16 protein-coding genes and 1 tRNA gene are annotated in these 20,720 nt (G+C 72.6%); 7 read left to right on the top strand and 10 right to left on the bottom strand.

Annotation, left to right across the window (positions count from 1 at the left end):
• Positions 1–118: 118 nt before the first annotated feature.
• The 3 genes from EKG83_RS48895 to EKG83_RS06580 form a co-directional block, all read right to left on the bottom strand.
• A complete protein-coding gene (locus tag EKG83_RS48895) occupies positions 119–4,201 on the bottom strand; it encodes a hypothetical protein (RefSeq protein WP_051764404.1) in 4,083 nt (1,360 codons plus the stop codon).
• Positions 4,202–4,219: 18 nt separating this feature from the next.
• Positions 4,220–5,896, bottom strand: coding sequence for an energy-dependent translational throttle protein EttA (gene ettA / locus EKG83_RS06585; RefSeq protein WP_033427669.1), 1,677 nt, complete (start codon positions 5,894–5,896; stop codon positions 4,220–4,222).
• A 318-nt stretch (positions 5,897–6,214) separates the two neighbouring features.
• A complete protein-coding gene (locus EKG83_RS06580; RefSeq protein WP_084715925.1) occupies positions 6,215–7,444 on the bottom strand; it encodes a single-stranded DNA-binding protein in 1,230 nt (409 codons plus the stop codon).
• 43 nt (positions 7,445–7,487) lie between these two features.
• Here EKG83_RS06580 and EKG83_RS06575 point away from each other — a divergent pair, with 43 nt between their 5' ends.
• Genes EKG83_RS06575 through EKG83_RS06565 form a run of 3 tightly spaced genes read left to right on the top strand, consistent with a single transcriptional unit; the run spans position 7,488 to position 9,861 of the window.
• Positions 7,488–8,102, top strand: coding sequence for a TetR/AcrR family transcriptional regulator (locus EKG83_RS06575; RefSeq protein WP_051764408.1), 615 nt, complete (start codon positions 7,488–7,490; stop codon positions 8,100–8,102).
• Positions 8,099–9,031, top strand: a complete 933-nt coding sequence (locus EKG83_RS06570) for a daunorubicin resistance protein DrrA family ABC transporter ATP-binding protein (protein WP_033427671.1) — start codon at positions 8,099–8,101, stop codon at positions 9,029–9,031. The genes EKG83_RS06575 and EKG83_RS06570 overlap by 4 nt, the downstream gene beginning before the upstream one ends.
• A gap of 14 nt (positions 9,032–9,045) precedes the next feature.
• Positions 9,046–9,861, top strand: a complete 816-nt coding sequence (locus EKG83_RS06565) for an ABC transporter permease (RefSeq protein WP_033427672.1) — start codon at positions 9,046–9,048, stop codon at positions 9,859–9,861.
• On the opposite strand, the gene EKG83_RS06560 is transcribed toward EKG83_RS06565, so the two are convergent.
• Positions 9,858–11,810 carry a cytochrome c oxidase assembly protein gene (locus EKG83_RS06560; protein WP_033427673.1) on the bottom strand — a complete coding sequence of 651 codons (1,953 nt, stop codon included), beginning with the start codon at positions 11,808–11,810 and terminating at the stop codon, positions 9,858–9,860. The two genes, EKG83_RS06565 and EKG83_RS06560, sit on opposite strands and share 4 nt — an antisense overlap.
• A 79-nt stretch (positions 11,811–11,889) precedes the next feature.
• Here EKG83_RS06560 and EKG83_RS06555 point away from each other — a divergent pair, with 79 nt between their 5' ends.
• Complete coding sequence (locus tag EKG83_RS06555) at positions 11,890–12,456, top strand: DUF3558 domain-containing protein (protein WP_033427674.1); 567 nt, start codon at positions 11,890–11,892, stop codon at positions 12,454–12,456.
• Here EKG83_RS06555 and EKG83_RS06550 read toward each other — a convergent pair.
• Positions 12,422–13,609 (bottom strand): MFS transporter, encoded by a 1,188-nt coding sequence (locus EKG83_RS06550; RefSeq protein ID WP_033427675.1) that lies wholly within the window; start codon positions 13,607–13,609, stop codon positions 12,422–12,424. The two genes, EKG83_RS06555 and EKG83_RS06550, sit on opposite strands and share 35 nt — an antisense overlap.
• 62 nt (positions 13,610–13,671) lie before the next feature.
• Between EKG83_RS06550 and EKG83_RS06545 the strand changes: the two genes are divergently transcribed.
• A complete protein-coding gene (locus tag EKG83_RS06545) occupies positions 13,672–14,724 on the top strand; it encodes a LacI family DNA-binding transcriptional regulator (protein ID WP_033427676.1) in 1,053 nt (350 codons plus the stop codon).
• 125 nt (positions 14,725–14,849) lie between these two features.
• Positions 14,850–14,922: transfer RNA gene (locus EKG83_RS06540), tRNA-Arg, on the top strand.
• Positions 14,923–14,993: 71 nt separating this feature from the next.
• Here the strand turns inward: EKG83_RS06540 and EKG83_RS06535 are convergent.
• From EKG83_RS06535 to EKG83_RS06525, 3 genes are read right to left on the bottom strand one after another with little or no spacing between them, the layout of a single operon-like run.
• Positions 14,994–16,034: an alpha/beta hydrolase family protein gene (locus tag EKG83_RS06535; protein ID WP_033427677.1), complete on the bottom strand. Its 1,041-nt coding sequence runs from the start codon at positions 16,032–16,034 to the stop codon at positions 14,994–14,996.
• A 23-nt stretch (positions 16,035–16,057) separates the two neighbouring features.
• Positions 16,058–16,414 carry a hypothetical protein gene (locus EKG83_RS06530; protein WP_033427678.1) on the bottom strand — a complete coding sequence of 119 codons (357 nt, stop codon included), beginning with the start codon at positions 16,412–16,414 and terminating at the stop codon, positions 16,058–16,060.
• A gap of 10 nt (positions 16,415–16,424) precedes the next feature.
• Positions 16,425–16,898: a TetR/AcrR family transcriptional regulator gene (locus EKG83_RS06525; RefSeq protein WP_033427679.1), complete on the bottom strand. Its 474-nt coding sequence runs from the start codon at positions 16,896–16,898 to the stop codon at positions 16,425–16,427.
• A gap of 498 nt (positions 16,899–17,396) precedes the next feature.
• On the opposite strand from EKG83_RS06525, the gene EKG83_RS06520 reads away from it, so the two are divergent.
• Positions 17,397–18,746 carry an endo-1,4-beta-xylanase gene (locus EKG83_RS06520; RefSeq protein WP_153277915.1) on the top strand — a complete coding sequence of 450 codons (1,350 nt, stop codon included), beginning with the start codon at positions 17,397–17,399 and terminating at the stop codon, positions 18,744–18,746.
• 163 nt (positions 18,747–18,909) lie between these two features.
• On the opposite strand, the gene EKG83_RS06515 is transcribed toward EKG83_RS06520, so the two are convergent.
• Positions 18,910–20,049: a sensor histidine kinase gene (locus EKG83_RS06515; RefSeq protein ID WP_033427681.1), complete on the bottom strand. Its 1,140-nt coding sequence runs from the start codon at positions 20,047–20,049 to the stop codon at positions 18,910–18,912.
• Positions 20,046–20,705, bottom strand: coding sequence for a response regulator transcription factor (locus tag EKG83_RS06510; RefSeq protein WP_033427682.1), 660 nt, complete (start codon positions 20,703–20,705; stop codon positions 20,046–20,048). The genes EKG83_RS06515 and EKG83_RS06510 overlap by 4 nt, the downstream gene beginning before the upstream one ends.
• Positions 20,706–20,720 lie beyond the last annotated feature (15 nt).

Raw genomic sequence — 20,720 nt, 5'->3', positions numbered from 1 at the left:
TCGGCTCAACCCGTCAACTGAATCGAACCACTTGACGCAAAGTGGCGAATTCACCACGGCACGGATGTATTTCCCGCTTTGTTACCCGCGGGAAACCTTATTAGAACCTCAAATCATTTCAAGATTCGGGAAGCGTCCAGGTGTCGAAGCGGGGCGGGTCCACGCGCCGGATGGGCGCGGTGGTCTCGTTGTCCGGGGCGGTCGGTGCCACGGGGGTGATCGGCACGGTGTCGTCGTCGCCCGGGGCGACCTGCGCGACCTGTGGGGTTCGGGTCGGCTGGTCGTCCTGGGGCGGGGCGGGCCGGTCGGTGTGGGCGGCCTGGTCGGTGTGGGCGGCTTGGTCGGTGTGGGCGGCCTGGTCCGTGCGGGCGGGCCGGTCGGCGTAGGCGGCCTGGTCGAGGTGGTCGGCCGGGGCGTCGTGGTCCGACCGGTAGGACGCCTCGTCCTGCCGGCGGGCGTCCTCGTAGGCGACCAGGGCTTCGGCGAGCAGTTCGGCGAGGCTGAGGTCGCTCTTCGGGCGACGCGAGGCGCGGGTGGTGCTCGGCGGCTCGGTGGGCGAGGCGGGTTCGACGACCGCCGGGAGGTCGATGGTCCTGCCCCCGACCACGACGGCCCGGACGAACGGCTGCTCAGGGGCGTCGTCCTCGACGTCGGCGGCGCCGAGGAAGCTCGTGGAGCCGGTGAGGCCGGACGGGCCGGTGAGGCCGCTGGAAGGGACCGGGTTGCTCGGCGTCGGCGGAGCCGGGTCGGGTTCCGGGGTGGTGGGCACCGGGGTCGAGGACGCCGGGGGCGCAGGGGTGGGCTCCGGAGCGGGCTCCGCGATGGGCTCTGCGATGGGCTCCGAAACAGCTTCGGGGCGAGGTTCGGGTTCGAGAACCGGCGCGGGTTCCGGCGCGGGCTCGTACCCGGAGGCAGATTCGTACCCCGAGGCAGGCTCGTACGCGGAAGCGGGTTCGTACGCGGAAGCGGGTTCGTACGCGGAAGCGGGTTCGTACGCGGGCGGAGGTTCGGGCGCGGGTTCGGGCGCGGGCCTCGGCTCGTCGAACACGGGGCGCCGGGGCACGTCCTCCGGCTCCACCTTGATCAACGGCATGATCTCGGTCCGGGCGCCGATCTCGGTACTGGTCTCGGTGGCGGGCTCGTTGTCGGGGTTGTCGGACTCGACCTCGGCGGGCCGCGTCCCGCCGTCCACGTCCTCGATCGGGAACAGAGGCGCGACCGAGGTGAAATCGGGTGGTTCGGGCGTCCGCGCGGTGGGGATCAGGGGCCCCTTCACAAATGCCGCGCCGAGCCCAACAGGCGGGACATCATCCCGAACGACGGGTTGAACCATGGTGGGCGAGTCGAACATGTCAACCGGCATGTCAACCGGCATGTCAACCGCCGTGTCAACCGGTTCGTCGGTTCGGAACCGCGCAGGTGCTTCAACGCGCCACTGCACCTGATCAACGGCGACTTCCGTTTCGACGACTTCCGCCTGGACGGCTTCCGGCTCGACGGCCTTCGGCTCGACGGCCTTCGGCTCGACAGTGATCACCGGCTCGTCAGTCGACCCGCCAGGGGCTTCCGGCACCGGAACGACCGGCGCGTCCGGGACGGGCTCCTCAGCCTCCGGAGCCCGCCGCCGTCCTCCGGCTCGCGGGGAGTGGAGCAACCCGGCGGCCTTCAGGCTGTCCAGCACGCTGGACTCGCCCGCCGGCTCACCGGGTGACCTCTCGGCTTCCTCCTCAGCCGCCTCCCTGGCCGCCCGTCGCCGCCCGCTGCGCACCGCTCCGGCAGCCGCGATCAACCCAGCGGCGGGGACGGTGCGCTCCCCGCTCGCCTTGGCGGTTGAACCGGAGGCGGTTTCGGCGGTCGCGGTCTCGGCAGTTGCGGCCTCGGTGATCGCGGCCCCGGTGATCGCGGTTTCGGCCGGGTCTGCGCCGGCAGGGCTGTCGTGGGCACCGGCTCTCCCCGGCACGGCCGGGGTAGTCGGGGTCCCGAAGGCGGTCGGGGCCGCACCTCCCAGGGCCGGCGGCAGGTCGAAGTCGGTGGGCCCGCTGGTCGGCGCGGGAGGTGCCGACGGGTTCCCCGAGATCGGGTTGTCCGGAGTCGGTCCCTGCGCAGGCCCTCGCACTGGGCTCGGGGGCGCCACAGGGGGCGACGCGAAGCCCGGCGGCGCGGCAGGTGGCGTGACGGCAGGTGGCGCAGAAGGCGGCGCAGCGGTGTGTGCGGGGGCCTGCGCGGGGGGCGGCGTGGTCGCCGGGGCCGGGGAGGGAACGGGGCCGGTGGGGACGACGCCGAGCGAGGGGGTGGGGGCGGTACCGGAGTGGAGGTCCAAGCCGCCTGGAGGGGTGGGGGGACGGGAGAGGGCGGTTGGTTTCGCTTCGCTGGTTCTGGCGTGTTCCGGGCGTCCCTGGGCGACCGGCGGCGGCTCCGACACCTCCGGACGCGGCTGAGCCGCCAACCACGGCTGCGGCAAGGGCTGAGACAGGGGTTGGGACAGGGGCTGCGGCAGGGGCCGTGACAGAGGCAGCGACAACGAGTCCGGCTCCGGGGCTCGACGGCGACCGGTGGGCTTCGGGGTGTCCGCTGCCTGCTCACCCGGGCTGGCCTGCTCCCCCGGGTTGGACTGCCCATCCTTGCCGGGCTGCCCACCTTGGTTGTGCTGCCCGCCCTGGTCGCGCTGTTCGGTCAAGCCACGCTGCTCGGTCAGACCACGCTGCTCGGTCAGGGCGGGCTGCTCGGTCAGGGCGGGCTGCCCACCCTGGCTCGGCTGCCCACCCTGGCTCGGCTGCCCACCCTGGCTCGGCTGCCCACCCTGGCTCGGCTGCTCGGTCGGGGCGGGCCGCTCGCCCAGGCTGCGCTGTTCGTCGTGGCCGCCCTGTCCTCCCTGCTCACCGAAGGGGTGCACCAACCGCCAGCGGTCGGCGGCGTGGGCCCTGGCCGCCGAGATGCCCTCGACCGTCATGTCCTCGGCCGCGCGGCGGGAGCGCTTGACGCGCAGGCCCTCGTTGCGGTGGACCTGCACCGGTCGCCACTGGCGCAGCTGCTGCTTGACGTCGGGTGCCAGGCCGGGGTCGGCGGCGGGCGGGAAGGTCGGGTCACCCGCGCTGAGCAGGGCGGCCAGTTGGTCGTGCAGGCTGCCGGCGGGCTGGCGGTGGACGCCGGAGAACTCGGCGGCGAGCCTGGCGCGCACCGCGTAGACGGCCCTGGCGCGCCTGCGCTCGGCCGCGTGCGCGGTGCGCAGGTTCAGCAGGGCCTCGGTGAGGTCGCCGGACACCTCGTGGACGTGGGCCAGCGCCAGCAGGCTCTCGGTCTGGAGGGTGTCGAGCTGGTGGCGCTCGGCGTTGTCCGCCGCGTCGCGCAGCAGGTCGCGGGCCTGGTCGACGCGACCCGCGGGCAGGTGGACCCTGGTGGCGAGGGCCAGGCGCAGCCACCCGGTGGTGGCCGCGGCGGGTGCGCGGACCGGGCGTTCCAGGAGGGGGGTGCCCGCCTGCGACGCCTCGCCCTCCTTGTTGGAGTCCAGCAGGGCGCAGACCAGCTCCACGGTGAGCCGGCCGCGGACCTGGCCGTTGTCCGACTCGGCGTCCTCCAGATCGTCGAGCAGGGCCAGGCCCTCGCGGCAGGCGGTGATCGCCGCGGCGAGGTCGCCCCAGCGGCGGTGCTGGCCCGCGACCGCGGCCCGGAGCAGGCCGCGGTGCAGGATCGTGATGTCGTGGTCGAGCAGCGGGTCGGCCTGGTAGAGGTGGTCGGCCTCGTCCAGGGCCCGGGTGAGGGCCGTGCCCCGGCCCACCGAGACCAGGCACTCGCTGGCCTGCACGAGGGCCGAGGCGCGCAGGCCCGGCGGCACGTCGTCCGCCTCCAGGACCGGGCGGACGGCCGCGAAGCCCGTCAGCGGCGCACCCACCGACCTGGCGCTGTCGGCCAGTTCGACGCGGAGGCGCCAGGCGGTCTCCCGCTCGCCCTCGGCCTCGGCCGCCTTGAGCGCGTCGAGCGCCCGGTCCGCGGTCCGGACGCCCCGCCCCATGCGGTTGCTCGCGAAGACCACCAGGGCCTCCGCGCGCAACCGGTCGACCTCGTCACGGCGGGCGGAGGCGAGCGCGACCGCGCGCTCGCCCAGCACCAGCGCCAGCTCCGGTGCCCGCCAACGCAGCCGCCAGGCGGGCACGACCAGCGTGCTCACCTCGACGTCCGCCTGCGCCTCGCCCCTCGCCGCCACGATGTCGGTACTCGGCTCTCAGTCGCGGGTCAGCTTGCGGTAGGTCACCCGGTGGGGACGCGCCGCGTCCGCGCCCAGGCGCTCGACCTTGTTCTTCTCGTAGCCCTCGAAGTTGCCCTCGAACCAGTACCAGCGCGCCGGCTCCTCGTCCGTGCCCTCCCACGCCAGGATGTGCGTGGCGACGCGGTCGAGGAACCACCGGTCGTGCGAGATGACCACGGCGCAGCCGGGGAACTGCTCCAGCGCGTTCTCCAGCGAGCCCAGGGTCTCGACGTCCAGGTCGTTCGTCGGCTCGTCCAGCAGGATCAGGTTGCCGCCCTGCTTGAGCGTCAGCGCCAGGTTGAGCCGGTTGCGCTCGCCACCGGAGAGCACGCCCGCCGGCTTCTGCTGGTCCGGGCCCTTGAAGCCGAACGCGCTGACGTACGCCCGCGACGGCATCTCGACGCTGCCGACGTGGATGTAGTCCAGGCCGTCGGAGACGACCTCCCAGACGTTCTTCTTCGGGTCGATGCCCGCGCGGTTCTGGTCGACGTACGAGAGCTTGACCGTCTCGCCGATCTTCACCTCGCCCGCGTCCGGCTGCTCCAGCCCGACGATGGTCTTGAACAGCGTGGTCTTGCCCACGCCGTTCGGGCCGATCACGCCGACGATGCCGTTGCGCGGCAGGCTGAACGACAGGCCGTCGATCAGCACCCGGTCGCCGAAGCCCTTCTTGAGGTTCTCCACCTCGACCACGACGTTGCCCAGTCGCGGGCCCGGCGGGATCTGGATCTCCTCGAAGTCGAGCTTGCGGGTCTTCTCCGCCTCCGCGGCCATCTCCTCGTAGCGGCCGAGGCGGGCCTTGGACTTGGCCTGGCGGGCCTTGGCGCCCGACCGGACCCACTCCAGCTCGTCCTTCAGCCGCTTCTGCAGCTTCTGGTCCTTCTTGCCCTGGACGGCCAGGCGCTCGGCCTTCTTCTCCAGGTAGGTGGAGTAGTTGCCCTCGTACGGGTGGGCCCGGCCGCGGTCGAGCTCCAGGATCCACTCGGCGAGGTTGTCCAGGAAGTACCGGTCGTGGGTGACCGCCAGGACGGCGCCCTGGTACTGGGAGAGGTGCTGCTCCAGCCACAGCACGCTCTCGGCGTCCAGGTGGTTGGTGGGCTCGTCGAGCAGCAGCAGGTCGGGCTTGCTCAGCAGCAGCTTGCACAGCGCCACCCGGCGGCGCTCGCCACCGGACAGGTTCTTGACCTCGGCATCGGGCGGGGGGCAGCGCAGGGCGTCCATCGCCTGCTCCAGCTGGGAGTCGAGGTCCCACGCGTTCGCGTGGTCCAGCTCCTCCTGGAGCTGCCCCATCTCCTCCATCAGCTCGTCGGAGTAGTCGACGGCCATCTTCTCGGCGATCTCGTTGAAGCGGTCGAGCTTCACCTTGATCTCGCCGAGGCCCTCCTGCACGTTGCCGAGGACGGTCTTCTCCTCGTTGAGCGGCGGCTCCTGCTGGAGGATGCCCACCGTGTAACCCGGTGAGAGGTACGCCTCACCGTTGCCCGGGGTGTCCAGGCCGGCCATGATCTTCAGCACGCTCGACTTGCCGGCGCCGTTCGGGCCCACGACACCGATCTTCGCGCCCGGGAGGAACATGATCGTTACGTCATCGAGGATGACCTTGTCCCCGTGCGCCTTGCGCACCTTCTTCATGGTGTAGATGAACTCGGCCATGCCCGCGATCGTAGAGCGGTGCCGATCGGGCCTGAACCTCGGACGCCGGCAACGGACGTGACGACAACGAAGAGTTAACGCGAACGTGGGTCACCCACACCTGTCACCCGGTCCGGCGACCACCCTGGCGCGGCGCTGCGACCAGCGGATCCGATCCGATGCGCGAACTCGTCGTGCTGTCAAGCCCCCGATGCCTGCGCGGGTCCCGCCCACGGCGCCGACCCACGACCTCCCTCCTCCACGCTCGCAACGGCGACGACTGCCCGCCGCATTCTCCGCTGTCATACCCGTTCGGGAAGGGCTTGTAGCCCGATTGCTTCAGAACGGCACTTCGGCCACCTCCCTCGGCCGCTCCCCTTCACCCGACCGCACCAGCACCGATTCGCCCTCCTTGCGGGGGGCCACGATCTCGGGGACGGGTGGCGCGACTACGGGGGCGGCGGGCACGGGGGCGGCAGGCCCGGGGACGGAGTCGGTCTCGGCGGCAGGGGCGGGCGCGGGGACCGACGCCGGGACGGGCGCTGGGGCGATGGAGTCCGGGACAGCAGAACCCGGTACAGCAGAGCCCGAAGCGGCGGGCGCGGGAGCGGCGGGCGCGGGGGTCCGGGTGGCGGCCTTGCGCCTGGTCGCCGTGCGGGTGGGGGCGGCGGGAGCGGGAAGCGGGTCGGCGACCGGGCCCGCGGACTCCCCGGACGCCCGGGACTCCCCGGATGCCCGAAACTCCTCGGACACGCGAGGTTCCTCGGACACGCGCGGTTCCTCGGGCACAGAGGCTTCCGCGACCCCCGCGGTTTCCAGGACCTTCGCGAGCGCTGGGGCCTCCTCGGCTCCGGGGGCTTTTGCGGCAGCCAGGACTTCCGCGCCCTCCGGCGCCCCTGGGGACAGCCGGACTTCCGCGCTCCCCGAAGCCCTCACAGGCGACCGAGGCTCCGCGACCTCGGAAGCCCCCGCGGACCTCCGAGCCCCCGCCTGCCCCGAAGCCCCGACGAGCTCGAACAGCCCCTTGCCCTCACCGGCCGCACCGGCCACACCGGCCACGTCGGCCGACGCGACCTCCGGTGCCGCCCGCGTGCGCGACGGCGTGGCGGTGCACAGGGCGAGGTTCGGCCCGATGGCGCTCGCCTCGATCTCGACCAACTGCCTGGTGTGCCCCTCCTCCCGCAACTCCTTGATCATCATCCGCCCGGTCACCACCACGGGATCACCGCGGTTCAGCGAGGCGTGCGCGTTGTCGGCGAGCGCCCGCCAGCAGTTGACCGACAGGAACATCTGGGCACCGTCACCCCAGGTCCGCTGCTCCGGGTCCCACCGCCGCTCGGTGGTGAACAACCGGAAGTTCACCTTGCTGAACCCCGTGCCGACCTTGTGGTGCGTGACCTTGCTGGCCACGTTGCCGCACACGGTGACCCGCGTCTCGTTGTAAGCCACGACCGCCTCCTCGCGTTGATCGCCCAGGACCAGGTTGCCCGCCGTCGGCCGGGTCGGGAAGCGCGGAACCGCGACCTGTGGACAACTTCCGAGGCATGCATAATCGCAATGAGTGAGCACTCACTCGTTGACATGAGTGAGGACTCACTCATAACCTGGTCCCATGCCCGAGGAGACCACCCGGCGCCGCAGGCGAGCACCGGCGATGAGCCCCGAGGACCGCCGCGAGGCGATCGTCCAGGCCACCATCCCGCTGCTGTTCACCCACGGCGCCAACGTGACCACCAGCCAGATCGCCAAGGCGGCCGGCATCGCGGAGGGCACGGTCTTCCGGGCGTTCAAGGACAAGCAGGAGCTGATCCGCACCTGCGTGCGGACCCTCCTCGCGGCCGACGCGGAGCTGGAGCTGATCGAGCAGGCCCGCCGGGCCGAGAAGCTCGCCGACCGGCTCTCCTGGGCCGTCGGCGCCGTCACCGGCTACCTGGACCGGATGTGGACGCTGGTCGGCGTCCTGCGCGAGACCGGCTTCGACCCGCGCGACGAGGAGCGCGAGCACAAGGGCCCGCCGGTGGAGATGCAACTGCTCGCCGAGCGCATCGCCTCGCTGTTCGGCCCGGCGGACCGCCTGCGGGTCGACCCGTCCTTGGCCGCCCGGCTGCTGCTCGGGCTCGTGTTCACCAACCGCATGCAGGGCAAGGGGTTCGGCGACGCCACGGCCGACATCGACCAGCTCGTCGAGGTGTACCTGCACGGCGTGCTGCTGAGGGGAGACCAGTGAACGACCTGATGATCGAGGCGACGGACGTCGGCAAGGCGTTCGGCGCGCAGAAGGCGCTCGACGGGGTGGGCGTCGCCGTGCCCAGGGGCACCGTGCTGGGCCTGCTCGGCCACAACGGCGCGGGCAAGACGACCCTGGTCAACGTGCTCACCACGCTGCTGCCGCCGGACTCGGGGCACGCCAGGGTGGCCGGGTTCGACGTGGTCCGCGAGGCGCACCAGGTGCGCAGCCGCATCGGCCTGACCGGCCAGTTCGCCGCCGTGGACGAGCAGCTGTCCGGCCTGGACAACCTGGTGCTGATCGCCCGGCTGCTCGGCGCGAGCCCGCGCCAGGCCCGGGAGCGCGGCTCCGAGCTGCTGGAGCTGTTCGGCCTGGCCGACGCGGCGAAGCGGCCGTCGCGCACCTACTCCGGTGGCATGCGCCGGCGCCTGGACCTGGCCGCGAGCCTGGTCGGCCACCCCGAGGTGATCTTCCTCGACGAGCCGACCACCGGCCTGGACCCGGCCAGCCGGCTTGGCCTGTGGGAGATCGTGGAACGCCTGGTCACCGACGGCACCGCGGTCCTGCTGACCACCCAGTACCTGGACGAGGCCGACCGCCTGGCCGACTCCATCACCGTGCTCTCGCGGGGCCGGGTCGTCGCCTCGGGCACCAGCGCCGAGCTGAAGGCCCAGGTCGGCAGGCGCACGGTCACCGTCACCCTGGCCGAGGTCACCGACGTGCCCAAGGCCACCGAGGCGCTGGAGCGGGCGGGCCTGCAACCCGTCGCCGCCGGGCACGCGCTCACCGCGCCCGTCACGTCGTCCCGCCAGCTCGCCACCGTGGTCCGCGCCCTGGACGAGGTCGGCCTGGAGGCCACCGAGCTGGCCCTGGGCGAACCGACCCTCGACGACGTCTACCTCGCCCTCGCCCACCAGCACGCGGCCTGAACGGGAGCCCCGACATGACGACCCCGACCGCCGCGCCGCCGACCCGCTGGCGCGGCACCGACTTCGGCACCCAGGTGCTCGTGCTGACCCGCCGGTCGCTGCGCACCCTGGTCAACGACCCGCGCATGATCGTGTTCAGCGTCCTCCAACCGCTGATCATGCTGACCCTGTTCAGCCAGATCTTCGCCAGCATCGCCGACACGCCCGGCTTTCCCAGCGGGGTGGCCTACATCGACTTCCTGATGCCCGCGATCCTGGTCAACACGGCCATGCAGTCCTCGCTGCAGGCCGGGGTCGGCCTCGTCACCGACATGAAGAACGGCGTGCTGGCCCGGTTCCGCTCGCTGCCCATCCGGCTGGGCGCGGTGCTCGTCGCCCGCAGCCTGTCCGACCTGGTCCGCACGTCCGCGCAGCTGCTGCTGATGCTGGTGTTCGCCGTGACGATCTTCGGCTTCTCCCCCGCGGGCGGCCTGCTCGGCGTGGCCGGTTCGCTGGCGCTGGCCCTGGCCGTCTCCTGGGGCCTGGGCTGGGTGTTCCTGGCCATCGCCACGTGGCTGCGCAACGCCGAGCTGATGCAGACCGTCGGCTTCCTGGCGATGTTCCCGCTGATGTTCGCCTCCAGCGCCTACGTGCCGGTCAGCGGCCTGCCGGGCTGGCTCCAGGCGGTCGCCGACGTCAACCCGCTGACCCACGCGGTCGACGCGGCGCGCGCCATGGCGCTCGGCCACCCCGTCACCGGCGTGGTCGGCGCGCTGGTCACCAGCGGCGCGCTGGCCGCCGTGGGCTGGGTGCTCGCGGTGCGGGGCTTCCGGCGCCCGGTGCCGGCCTAGTCCTTGCCGGACATCTTGCGCAGCATGGCGTTGTACGCGGCGAGGTCCGCGTCGCCGTCCGCGTCCGCCCGCCGGTCCGCCCGGCGGGCCTCGCGGTCGTCCGACCTGGCCCACTGCACCAGCAGCGCCACCATCACCACGATCAGCGGCAGCTCGCCCGCCGCCCACGCGATGCCGCCGCCCAGCCGCTGGTCCTCCAGCAGGTCGGTCGCCCACGGCAGGCCGAGCCAGCGGTAGAACTCCTCGCCGATCACCGTCTGGGAGCTCATCAGCACGATGCCGAAGAACGCGTGGAACGGGATCGAGGCGAACAGCAGCCCCAGCCTGCCCAGCGGCGGCAGGCGGTTCGGGGACGGGTCGATGCCGATCACCGGCCAGTAGAAGACGTAGCCGACCAGGATGAAGTGCGCGTTCATCGCCAGGTGCGCCCAGTGGTAGTCCAGCGCCCGGTCGAACAGGCCCGAGAAGTACAGGCCGTAGAACGAGCCCACGAACAGCGCCAGCGCCACGAACGGGTTGGTCAGCACCTTCGCCACCGGCGAGTGGACGAACGCCAGCAGCCACTCGCGCGGCCCCGGCGGGGTGCCCTTGCCGGCGGCGGGCAGGGCGCGCAGCGCCAGCGTCACCGGCCCGCCCAGCACCAGCAGGATCGGCGCCAGCATGGACAGCAGCATGTGCGCTTCCATGTGGATGCTGAACATGGCCGGCGCGTACCGGCCCAGGCCCGACGACGTGGCGAACAGCACGGTCAGGCAGCCCGCGACCCACGCGACCGCGCGCCCGACCGGCCACGCGTCGCCGCGCTTGCGCAGCCGCCGCACGCCCAGCAGGTAGAGCACGGCCAGGGTGATCGCGAGGGTCCCGAAGACCAGGTCGAACCGCCAGTCGAACAGCAGCCGGGGCAGGGTGGGCGCGCCGAACAGGTCGTAGCCGATGCGCAGCTCGACCCGGCTGGGCAGGGTGCGGCCCTCGGCGGGCGGCGGCGTGCGGCTCAGCGCGGCGGCCAGGCCGAAGGTCAGGAACATCAGCAGGACCTCGACGCCCGCGAGCCGCAGCAGCGCGCGCCCGGACCCCGTGGCCACGACCTGCTTCACGCCCCGCTCGCGCTGGAAGTAGCCGATCACGCCCAGCGCGACCAGGGCGGCGGTCTTGCCCAGCACCAGCAGGCCGTAATCGCTGGTGAAAAGCTGGTCCACGGGCAGCCGCACCCACGCGTTGACCACGCCGGAGACCGCCATCACGATCCAGCAGACCAGGGCGAGCCGGGAGAACCGCGAGGTCGCCAGGGCCAGGTGGGCGCCACTGCGGCGGCCGTGCGCGAGCAGCGCGATCAGGCCGCCGACCCACAGCGCCGCGCCGACCAGGTGGTAGAGCAGGCTGTTCGTGGCCACGTCGTGCGAGCCGCCGCCCGAGGAGTGCCCGGTCACCGCGACCGGCACCAGCGCGAACAGGGACGCGAAGAACAGCACGGTGGTCCAGCCCCAGGACAGCACCAGCCGGCAGCCCAGCGCGATCAGCGCCACGACCACCGCCGTGATCACCCACGCCTTGGACTGCTCCACCAGGCCCGCGGTCCGCAGCAGCACCTCGGGGTCGAGGAAGGCGCCCACCGGCTGGCCCAGCGCGTCCGCCACCGTGAACGGCACCGCCAGGACCGCGCCGACCAGCCACACCAGGGCCGTCCACGCCGCCGTGCGCACCGCCGCGTAGCCGTCGGCGGCCAGCGTGCCGCTGTCCTGCGGCGGCACCAGGAACGCCGCCAGCAGCAGGGAGCCGATGGTCACCACCGCGCTCGCCTCGGTCACCACGCGCACCACGATCAGGCCCGACGCGCCGCCGGTGGTGAGGGCCAGCAGGCCCGCCGCCACCAGGGCGGCTATCGCCGTGCCGACCACCAGCAGGGGGATCAGACCGGTGCGCTGGGTTCGGGTGGGCGCTTCAGTGGTCACGGCACGAGGGTAGGCGCCGCCGGTCCACCGCCACCAACCGCCGGACGTGCGCAGATCACACCCGCTACCGTTGCCGGGTGTGACCGGTTCCCGCACGGCCCCCCTGGTGGCCCTCGCCCTGCTCCTGACCGCCGGGTGCAGCTACACCATCAACGGCACGGCGGTCCCCGACGCCCCGGTGGCACCGCCCACCACGACGTCCGCCCCCGGCGGGCCGCAGATCGCGCGCCCGCGCACGGTGGTCGGCGTGGAGCCGTGCGGGCTGCTGACCGCGGACGACCTCAAGTCGATCGGGCCGCTGAAGAAGGAACCCGCGCGCAAGGACGACGTGATCCAGGAGTCCTGCCAGTACCTGCTCGACGACGGCTCGACCGCGGGCCGCACCGTCGTCGCCGCGCTCTACCAGAAGTACGAGCAGGTGCGGTCCCGGCAGAGCAAGGGGCACGAGCTGGTCGTGGAGGGGCACTCGACCTGGGTGTACTGCGAGCCCGGCGGCACCGAGACGGCGTGCACGGCGACGCTGGCGGTGAACACCAACCGCAGCGTCCTGGTCGCGATGGCCCAGCCCGGCGGTGCCGAGGAGCAGATGCTCGCGGTGATGCGGCCGCTGCTCAAAGCCGCGCTGAACCGACTGCCCGCCGCGTGACCTCGCGGGCCCGGGAGCGCCGGGCCAGCCACACCGCCGGCACCATCATGGCGATCACCACCGCCACGAAGCCCAGCGACACCGACAGGTTGCTGGCGTGCGCGATGCCGCCGACCAGCGGCGGGCCGACCAGGAAGCCGGTGTAGGCGACCGTCGTCACCATGCCGATCTCGCGCTCGCCGCCGGTGCCGTCGTCGCGGCGGCCCGCGTCGCCCGCCAGGTCCATGATCACCGGGAAGGCGAACGCCAGGCCCAGGCCGACGAGGCCGAACCCGACGTAGCCGGTGGCCGGCAGCGGCACCAGCACGACCAGCGCCAGGCCCGCCGCGGCCACCACCGCGCCCGACGCGAGCAGGCGGTACGGGCCCAGCCGGCGCTGCACCGGCTCGCCGAACAGGCGGGCGACGGCCATCGCGATGGAGAACCCGACGTAGGCGGCGGCCGCGGCGCTCTCCCCCACCCCGCGCTGGTCGACGAAGAACAGCGCGGACCAGTCGGCCGTCGCGCCCTCGGCGATCGCCGAGCACAGCGTGATCAGCGCCAGCAGCCACAGCAGCGGCCGCTTGAGCACCGGGCGGTCGCCCGCCGGGGCGTCGGCGGTGTCGCCCGTGGCGCCCGGCACGGCCCGGATGACCCAGACGATGGCGAGCGCGCCGACGACGGCGGCGGTGAGCAGGTGGCGGGTCAGGTCCCAGCCGGCGCCCGCGGCGGCCGCCGCGCCGAGCGAGCCGATCAGGCCGCCGACGCTGAAGCCCGAGTGGAACTGCGGCATCAGCGGGCGGTCCAGCGCGCGGGTGACGGCCACCGCGGCGACGTTCATGCCGACGTCCAGCATCGCGCCGCACGAGCCCAGCACGAACAGGGTCAGGCCCAGCTGCAGCGGTGACGTGGCGAGGGTCAGCGCGGGCACGCCCACGACCGTGATCGCCGAGCCGGCCAGCACCAGGCTGCGGGCGCCGACCCGCGCGCAGGCCCGGGCCGCGAACGGCGCGGTGAGCGCGAGGCCGAGGCTGGCGCCGAGCAGCGCCAGGCCGAGCGTCGCCTCGGTGGCGCCGACCTGGGCGGCCAGCGCGGGCATCCGGGCGGCCCAGGACAGGAACAGCGCCCCGTTGAACAGGAACACCGCGAAGACGGCGAGGCGTGGCGTCGGCATGGGTACGAGTGTGACTGAAGCGCTTCAGAACGTCCAACGGAATACCTCGTTACGCTCCCCACGTGGACCGCCCCCGGAAACCGACGCTCGACACGGTCGCCAGCGCCGTCGGCGTGTCGCGCGCGACGGTCTCCAACGCGTACAACCGGCCGGACCAGCTCTCCGCCGCGTTGCGCGAGCGCATCCTCGCCACGGCCGCCGAGATGGGCTACACCGGGCCGGACCCGGTCGCGCGCAGCCTGGCGACCAGGCACAGCGCGGCGGTCGGGTTCATGCTCGGGCAGCAGCTGTCCACGTCGTTCTCCGACCCGGCGCTGTCGGTCGTGCTCGACGGGCTCGCGTCGACCGTGGACGGGCACGACCACTGCCTGGTGCTGATGCCGGGCCGCGACCGGGGCGGGCCGCGACCGGAGACGGTGGCGCGGGCGCAGGCGGACGTCGTGGTGGCCTACTCGCTGCCCGACGACGCGCCGGCCCTGGCGGCGGCACGGGCGCGCGGCCTGCCGATGGTGGTGATCGACCAGCCGGTGTTACCGGACACGGCGCGGGTCGAGGTGGACGACCTCGGCGGTGCGCGGATGGCCGCGACCGCGCTGCGGGAGCTGGGGCACCGCCGGTTCGGCGTGGTCACGTTCGCGCTGCACCCCGACGGGCACAGCGGCCCCGTGTCGGCCGAGCGGCTGGAGAGCGCGCCGTTCCGGGTCACCCGGGACCGGCTGCGCGGGTACCTGGCGGTGGTCGGGGCGCAGCCGGTCTGGGAGTGCGCGCGGAGCAGCCGCGAGCTGGGCCGGGCCGGTGCGCGCGAGCTGCTGTCCGCCTCCCCCCGGCCGACGGCGCTGCTGTGCGCGTCGGACGAACTGGCGTTCGGCGCGCTGCAGGCGGTACGCGACCTCGGCCTGCGGGTACCCGCCGACGTGTCGGTGATCGGGTTCGACGACGTGCCGGCCGCGGAGCACGCGGACCCGCCGTTGACTACCGTGCGTCAACCGCTGACCGAGAAGGGGCGGCGCGCGGGCGAGCTGGCCCTGCGCCTGCTGGACGGCGGCAGACCGGGAGAGCCGACAAGACTGCCCGTCTCCCTGGTCCTGCGCGACTCGACGGCCGCTCCAGAGTGATACACATCACTTTTAGGCCGTTCTGATCGGTCTTCCCGCGCGGAACGGAAACGCGACGAGTCTTCCGGACGATGTGTCCGGTGGGGCCGGCTACGGTGCTACAGCGCGTGGTCAACGGCCCCTGAGCCTCCGTAGCTCAGTGGAGAGAGCGAGGGACTTCTAATCCCGAGGTCGCAGGTTCGAATCCTGCCGGGGGCGCTCGACGTCGACGATCGGGCGGTGGGCGCTCACAGCTCGTGGCTGTGAGCGCCCACCGCCCGATCGTGTTTTCAGCGCAGGCCGTCGGTGAAGGCGCGCAGGGCGGTCAGGGCGGCGGGGGCCAGGGTGTCCGGGTCGGTGCCGCGCAGGTTGTGGTCCACGCCGGGCAGCACCGTGCGGCCCGGGCCGGTGGTGCGGGCTCGGCGCAGGGCCCCCGCGAGGGCGTCGGTGGTGGCGCAGGGGACCTGGGGGTCGTTGGTGCCGCAGGTCAGCAGGACCCGGGTGCCCGGGCGGAGGTGGCTGGCAGCGGTCGGCGGGTCCACCCGGTCGTTGCTCAGGACGAAGCGGCGGCTGGGGCCGTCGAAGAGCGACTGGAAGAACTGGGCCAGGGTGGGCAGCAGGTCGGTCGGGTCGAGCGGTTGGTTCGCGCGCAGGGCGCCGACGGCGCGGTCCACGGCCTGGTCGTTGGCCCGCTGCTGCTCCGGGGTGAGCCGGCCGGCCTGCGCCGCCGCGGCCAGTTGGGCGTGCAGTTGCAGTGCGATCAGGTCCAGCAGGCGGATCGCCTGCGGTTGCAGCAGCGCCAGGCCGGCCGGGCGGGGGTGGACCTTGTCGGCCAGCAGGAGGCCGGTGAGCGCTCCTTCGCTGTGGCCCACGACGAGCAGGGCGCGCGGGTCGGTGGCGGGGTGGGCGCGCAGCAGGTCGTAGGCGGCCGCGGCCTGGCGGACGAAGGCCGGGTGGTCGACGTCCTCGGGGTGGCCCTCGTAGGCGCCCAGTCCTGTCCGGCCGCTGCCGTACTTGTCGAAGCGGAGGGTGGCGACGCCCTGTCCGTCCAGGGCGGCGGCCAGGTGGGACAGGGTGTGCGGGGTGATCGCCGGTGGCTGGTCGCCGTCGCGGTCGGTGGGGCCGCTGCCGGGCAGCAGGAGCGCGGCGGGGAGCCGTTGGCCCCTGCGGTGGGCCGGGACGTGGAGGGTGCCGTAGGTCTTCGTGCCCTCGACGGTGAACACGACCTCGTGGTCGGTGGCCGGGATCGACGCGGGGGTCGCGCCGGCGGGGGTCGTGACCAGGAGGGCGGTCGTCAGGGCCAGGGTGAGCGCTGTTCTGCGCTGGAACACGTGGGGTGCCTTTCGCGGGGGGATCAGGGGCGGCGCGTGACGCCTTCGACCAGTTCGACCGTGGCCCTGGGGTCGTCGACCTGGAGCACCAGGCGGGCGTAGCGCTCGTCGGCCAGTTCGATCACGACGGCCTTGGCCGGGTCGCGCACGTCCCAGAACACCCGGTCGCCGTTCAGGTGGAAGGTGCCCGCGGTGATCACGCCGGGCATGTGCGTGCCGGGGGCGCGGATGCCCTTGGGCTCCTTGGCGATGCCCGGGTCGGCGGTGGCGCCCCGGACGTTGGCCAGCGGGATGGTCAGGGTGCTCTTGAGCGCCCAGAGCTTGTCCAGCCCTTCGATCACCACGACCAGGTCGTCGCCGTCGATGTGGACCTTTGCCATGTCGTGCTCCTCAGCGGGAAGGGGTGGCGCCCTGCTCGGCCTTGGCGCGCAGGCGCAGGCCGAGCAGGGCGGCGGTGGGTGGCGGGGTGGCCGCGACGGCGCCCAGCGCCTCGTCGATGACGTCCAGGGCCCTGGTCACCTCGGTGGCGACCTCGGGGTCCACCGGTGCGCGTTCGACCGCCGCCAGCAGCAGGAAGTCCAGGTCCGTCCCGGCCTCCGACGACACCAGGCGCGCGGCCCCGGCGAAGTCGCCGGCGCGTCCCAGCGACTCGGCCAGGGGGTGGACCTCGTGCTCCAGGTACCAGCGCAGTGCCGCCAGGTACAGGCCGCGCTTGCTGCCGAAGGTCTTGTAGAGGCTGTTGCGGTGCACACCCAGGTGGGTGACCAGGTCGTCGACGGACACGCCGTCGTACGCCCGGCTCGCGAACAGCGCCGCCGCCGCTCGCACCACCTCGGCTTCGTCGAATCCCCTGGGTCGGCCCATGCGCCCACCGTAGAGCGTTTAGGAACGACCAGTCAAGAACGATCGTTCCTAAACCGCTGCGACCGGCGGCCGGCGAGGCCGTCGGGTTCGAAAGACTTTCAAATAGGCCGATCGGGCTATGGACGGGATGGGGCACCTGCCTCAACAGCGTGCCAACCGAACCGTCTTCGGACACAGAAACTTGCGAATATAGTTTCGAATACTTTCGATAACTTCTTCCACCGAAGGACGGCTGGGCGCCAGGGTCCGGAATGGATCAAGTGGACCCCACAAGCCTTGCCTAGCTGCGGTTTTGCCTCCAACAGTGGATCAAGGTTAACCGATTCTTCTGCGATGCATCCACGGGTTCACACCCCGGAGCGTCGCTGCCCCGGGAGACCAACGCTCGAAACAAGTACTTGAGGGGCCGACTAGTTTCGGTTAATACTGCTGAAAGTTTCAGGGACCACTCACCCACCTGCCGAAGCCGCAGGTGCTCCCCCCAGGAAGTGCCAAAACATGAAGCTGACAGCGAAGTCAGTCTCGCGAGTCGCACTCGTGTCGACGCTGGTGGCGGCCGCGACGGGCGCCGCGGTGCTCGTGGCCTCGCCCGCCAGTGCCGGGACCACCCTCGCCGCCTCGGCGACCGAGCGGGGTCGCTACTTCGGTACGGCCGTGGCCGCGAACAAGCTCTCGGACTCGACCTACGTGGGCATCCTGAACCGCGAGTTCAACATGGTCACGGCCGAGAACGAGATGAAGATGGACGCCACCGAGCCGAACCAGAACCAGTTCTCGTTCAGCAACGGCGACCGGATCGTCAACCACGCCCGCAACCAGGGCATGCGGGTCCGCGGCCACGCCCTGGCCTGGCACTCGCAACAGCCGGGCTGGATGCAGAACATGTCCGGCACCGCGCTGCGCAACGCCATGCTCAACCACATCACCCAGGTCGCCACCTACTACAAGGGCAAGATCTACGCCTGGGACGTGGTCAACGAGGCGTACGCCGACGGCAGCAGCGGTGCGCGGCGCGACTCGAACCTCCAGCGCACGGGCAACGACTGGATCGAGGCGGCGTTCCGGGCCGCGCGGGCGGCCGACCCGAACGCGAAGCTCTGCTACAACGACTACAACACCGACAACTGGTCGCACGCCAAGACCCAGGGCGTGTACCGGATGGTGCAGGACTTCAAGTCCCGTGGCGTGCCGATCGACTGCGTCGGGTTCCAGGCGCACTTCAACAGCGGCAACCCGGTGCCGTCGAACTACCACACCACCCTGCAGAACTTCGCCGACCTCGGCGTGGACGTCCAGATCACCGAGCTGGACATCGAGGGCTCCGGCTCCACCCAGGCCCAGCAGTACCAGGGCGTGGTCCAGGCGTGCCTGGCCGTCTCCCGCTGCACCGGCATCACCGTCTGGGGCATCCGCGACAGCGACTCCTGGCGCGCCTCGGGCACCCCGCTGCTGTTCGACGGCTCCGGCAACAAGAAGGCCGCCTACAACTCCGTGCTGTCCGCGCTGAACAGCGGCTCGGGCACGACCACGCCGACGTCGACGACGACCGGCCCGACGACCACCTCGTCCAACCCCGGCGGCGGCTGCACCGCGACCTACGCCGAGGGTGAGAAGTGGAGCGACCGGTTCAACGGCCAGGTCACCGTCTCCGGCACCAACAGCTGGATCGTGACGGTCACCGTCAGCTCGCCGCAGCGGATCATCGCCACCTGGAACACCAGCCCGACCTGGGACTCCAGCGGCAACGTGATGACCGCCCGCCCCAACGGCAGCGGCAACACCTTCGGCTTCACCATCCAGCACAACGGCAACTGGAGCTGGCCCAGCCTGACCTGCCGGGTCGGCTGACCACCCCGCGGTCCGGGGAGGGGCCTGGCAACGACGCCGGGCCCCTCCCCTTCTCCCCTCGGCGACCGGCGTCCCCCGCCGGTCGCCGCTGCCGTGCCGGGAACGAGGTGGAGGTCGACGCGACCGACCGGCCCGGGGAGGGTCCGACAGCGCCGCCCTGCGCTCACGGCAGCGACACCCCGACGGTCAACCCGCCCCCGTCCCGGGGTTCAGCCCGGACCGCGCCGCCGTGCGCGCGGACGACCGAGGCGACGATCGACAGGCCCAGCCCCACGCCGCGGTCCGCGCCCACCCGCTCGGACCGCAGCCGCACGAACGGCTCGAACAGGCTCGGCACCCGGTCGGCGGGCACCGGCGGCCCGGTGTTGGCCACCTCCAGCGCGGGCTCGGCCCCCACCCGGACCCAGACCGCGCCGCCGTCGTTGTACTTGATCGCGTTGCCCACCAGGTTGGTCACCAGCCGCTCCAGCAGCACCGGGTCGCCCGGCACGGTCCGCGGCGCCGAGGCCGCGTGCAGCCGGACCCCCGCCTGCTCCAGGGCCGGGCGGTGGGCGTCGACGACCTGGACGACGATCCGGTCCAGCCGCACCGGCTGGGTGCGCTCCAGGCCCCGGTCGCTGTTGGCGAGCACCAGCAGCCCCTCGATCAGCGCCTCGCTGCGCGCGTTGACCACGAGCAGCTTCTCGCACAGCTCGCGCGCGGCCCGGTCCTTGCCCAGCCGCGTCATGGCCACCTCGACCATGGTGCGCTGCGTGGCCAGCGGGGTGCGCAGCTCGTGCGAGGCGTTCGCGACGAAGCGCCGCTGGCTGTCGAACGACCTGGCCAGCCGGTCCAGCATCCCGTCGAAGGTGTCGGCCAGCTCGGTCAGCTCGTCCTTCGGTCCCTGCATGCGGATGCGCTGGTCCAGCTCGTCGGCGCTGAGCCTGCGCGCCATCGCCACCACGTGGTGCACCGGCCGCAGCATCCCGGAGGCCGCGAGCCGCCCCAGGAGCAGCGCCACCACCGCCGAACCGGCCAGCGTGACGCCCGACTGGATCAGCAGCGTCCGGAGCATGTCGGACCGGTACCCCTGGATGTCGACCTCGTGGACCCGCGTCCCGGAGTCGCCCTCCCGGTCCGGCACCAGCCGCTCCTCGCCGCCGGGCGGGGGCGCGACCGAGGTCGGCGCCTGGTCCGGCGGGACCGGGAGGGCGCCGCTGACCAGCAGGTAGTTGACGCCCAGCAGGAGCGCGCCGCTGACCAGCAGCAGCGCGCCGATGAGCACCGACAGCCTGGTCCGGACCGAGAGCCGCCGGCCGCTCACTCGACCAGCTGGTACCCCACCCCCGGGACGGTCCTGATCACCGGCGGGTCGCCGAGCTTCTTGCGCAGCGTCATCATCGTCACCCGCACCGCGTTGGTGAACGGGTCGATGTGCTCGTCCCATGCCTGCTCCAGTAGCTCCTCGGCGCTAACGACGGCCCCGCCCGCCCGCATGAGCACCTCCAGCACGGCGAACTCCTTGCGCGAGAGGTAGACGAACCGGTCCTCGCGCAGGACCTGGTGCCTGGGCACGTTCATCTCGATGTCGCCCCACCGCAGGACGGGCGGCAGGGCGGGCTGCACCCGGCGGCCCAGCGCGTGCACCCTGGCCACCAGCTCCGCCAGCGCGAACGGCTTGGTCAGGTAGTCGTCGGCGCCCAGGCCGAGGCCGTGCACCCGGTCCATCACGTTCCGGGCGGCGGTCAACATGATCACCCGCGTGGTGCCGCCGGTGGACACGATGCCCCGGCACACGTCGTCGCCGTGCACGAGCGGCAGGTCGCGGTCGAGCACCACCACGTCGTAGCGGTTGACCCCCACCTTCTCCTGCGCGGCGGCGCCGTCGAAGCAGACGTCGACGGCCATGGCCTGCTGCCGCAGCCCCTCGGCGATGGCCTCGGCGAGCAGCACTTCGTCCTCGACGACCAGAACCCGCATGGGCCCATTGTGCTC

The organism is Saccharothrix syringae (assembly GCF_009498035.1).
In the GTDB taxonomy this organism is placed as follows: Bacteria; Actinomycetota; Actinomycetes; order Mycobacteriales; family Pseudonocardiaceae; genus Actinosynnema; species Actinosynnema syringae.
Note: the sequence above shows the minus strand (reverse complement) of the source record. Positions and strands in the feature narration are given on the sequence as shown.

Coding starts and splice junctions, on each gene's coding strand:
- EKG83_RS06565 (WP_033427672.1), top strand. CDS start 9,046: ATGACGACCCCGACCGCCGCGCCGCCGACCCGCTGGCGCGGCACCGAC.
- EKG83_RS06525 (WP_033427679.1), bottom strand. CDS start 16,898: ATGGGCCGACCCAGGGGATTCGACGAAGCCGAGGTGGTGCGAGCGGCG.
- ettA (WP_033427669.1), bottom strand. CDS start 5,896: ATGGCCGAGTTCATCTACACCATGAAGAAGGTGCGCAAGGCGCACGGG.
- EKG83_RS06575 (WP_051764408.1), top strand. CDS start 7,488: ATGCCCGAGGAGACCACCCGGCGCCGCAGGCGAGCACCGGCGATGAGC.
- EKG83_RS06530 (WP_033427678.1), bottom strand. CDS start 16,414: ATGGCAAAGGTCCACATCGACGGCGACGACCTGGTCGTGGTGATCGAA.
- EKG83_RS06520 (WP_153277915.1), top strand. CDS start 17,397: ATGAAGCTGACAGCGAAGTCAGTCTCGCGAGTCGCACTCGTGTCGACG.
- EKG83_RS06510 (WP_033427682.1), bottom strand. CDS start 20,705: ATGCGGGTTCTGGTCGTCGAGGACGAAGTGCTGCTCGCCGAGGCCATC.
- EKG83_RS06550 (WP_033427675.1), bottom strand. CDS start 13,609: ATGCCGACGCCACGCCTCGCCGTCTTCGCGGTGTTCCTGTTCAACGGG.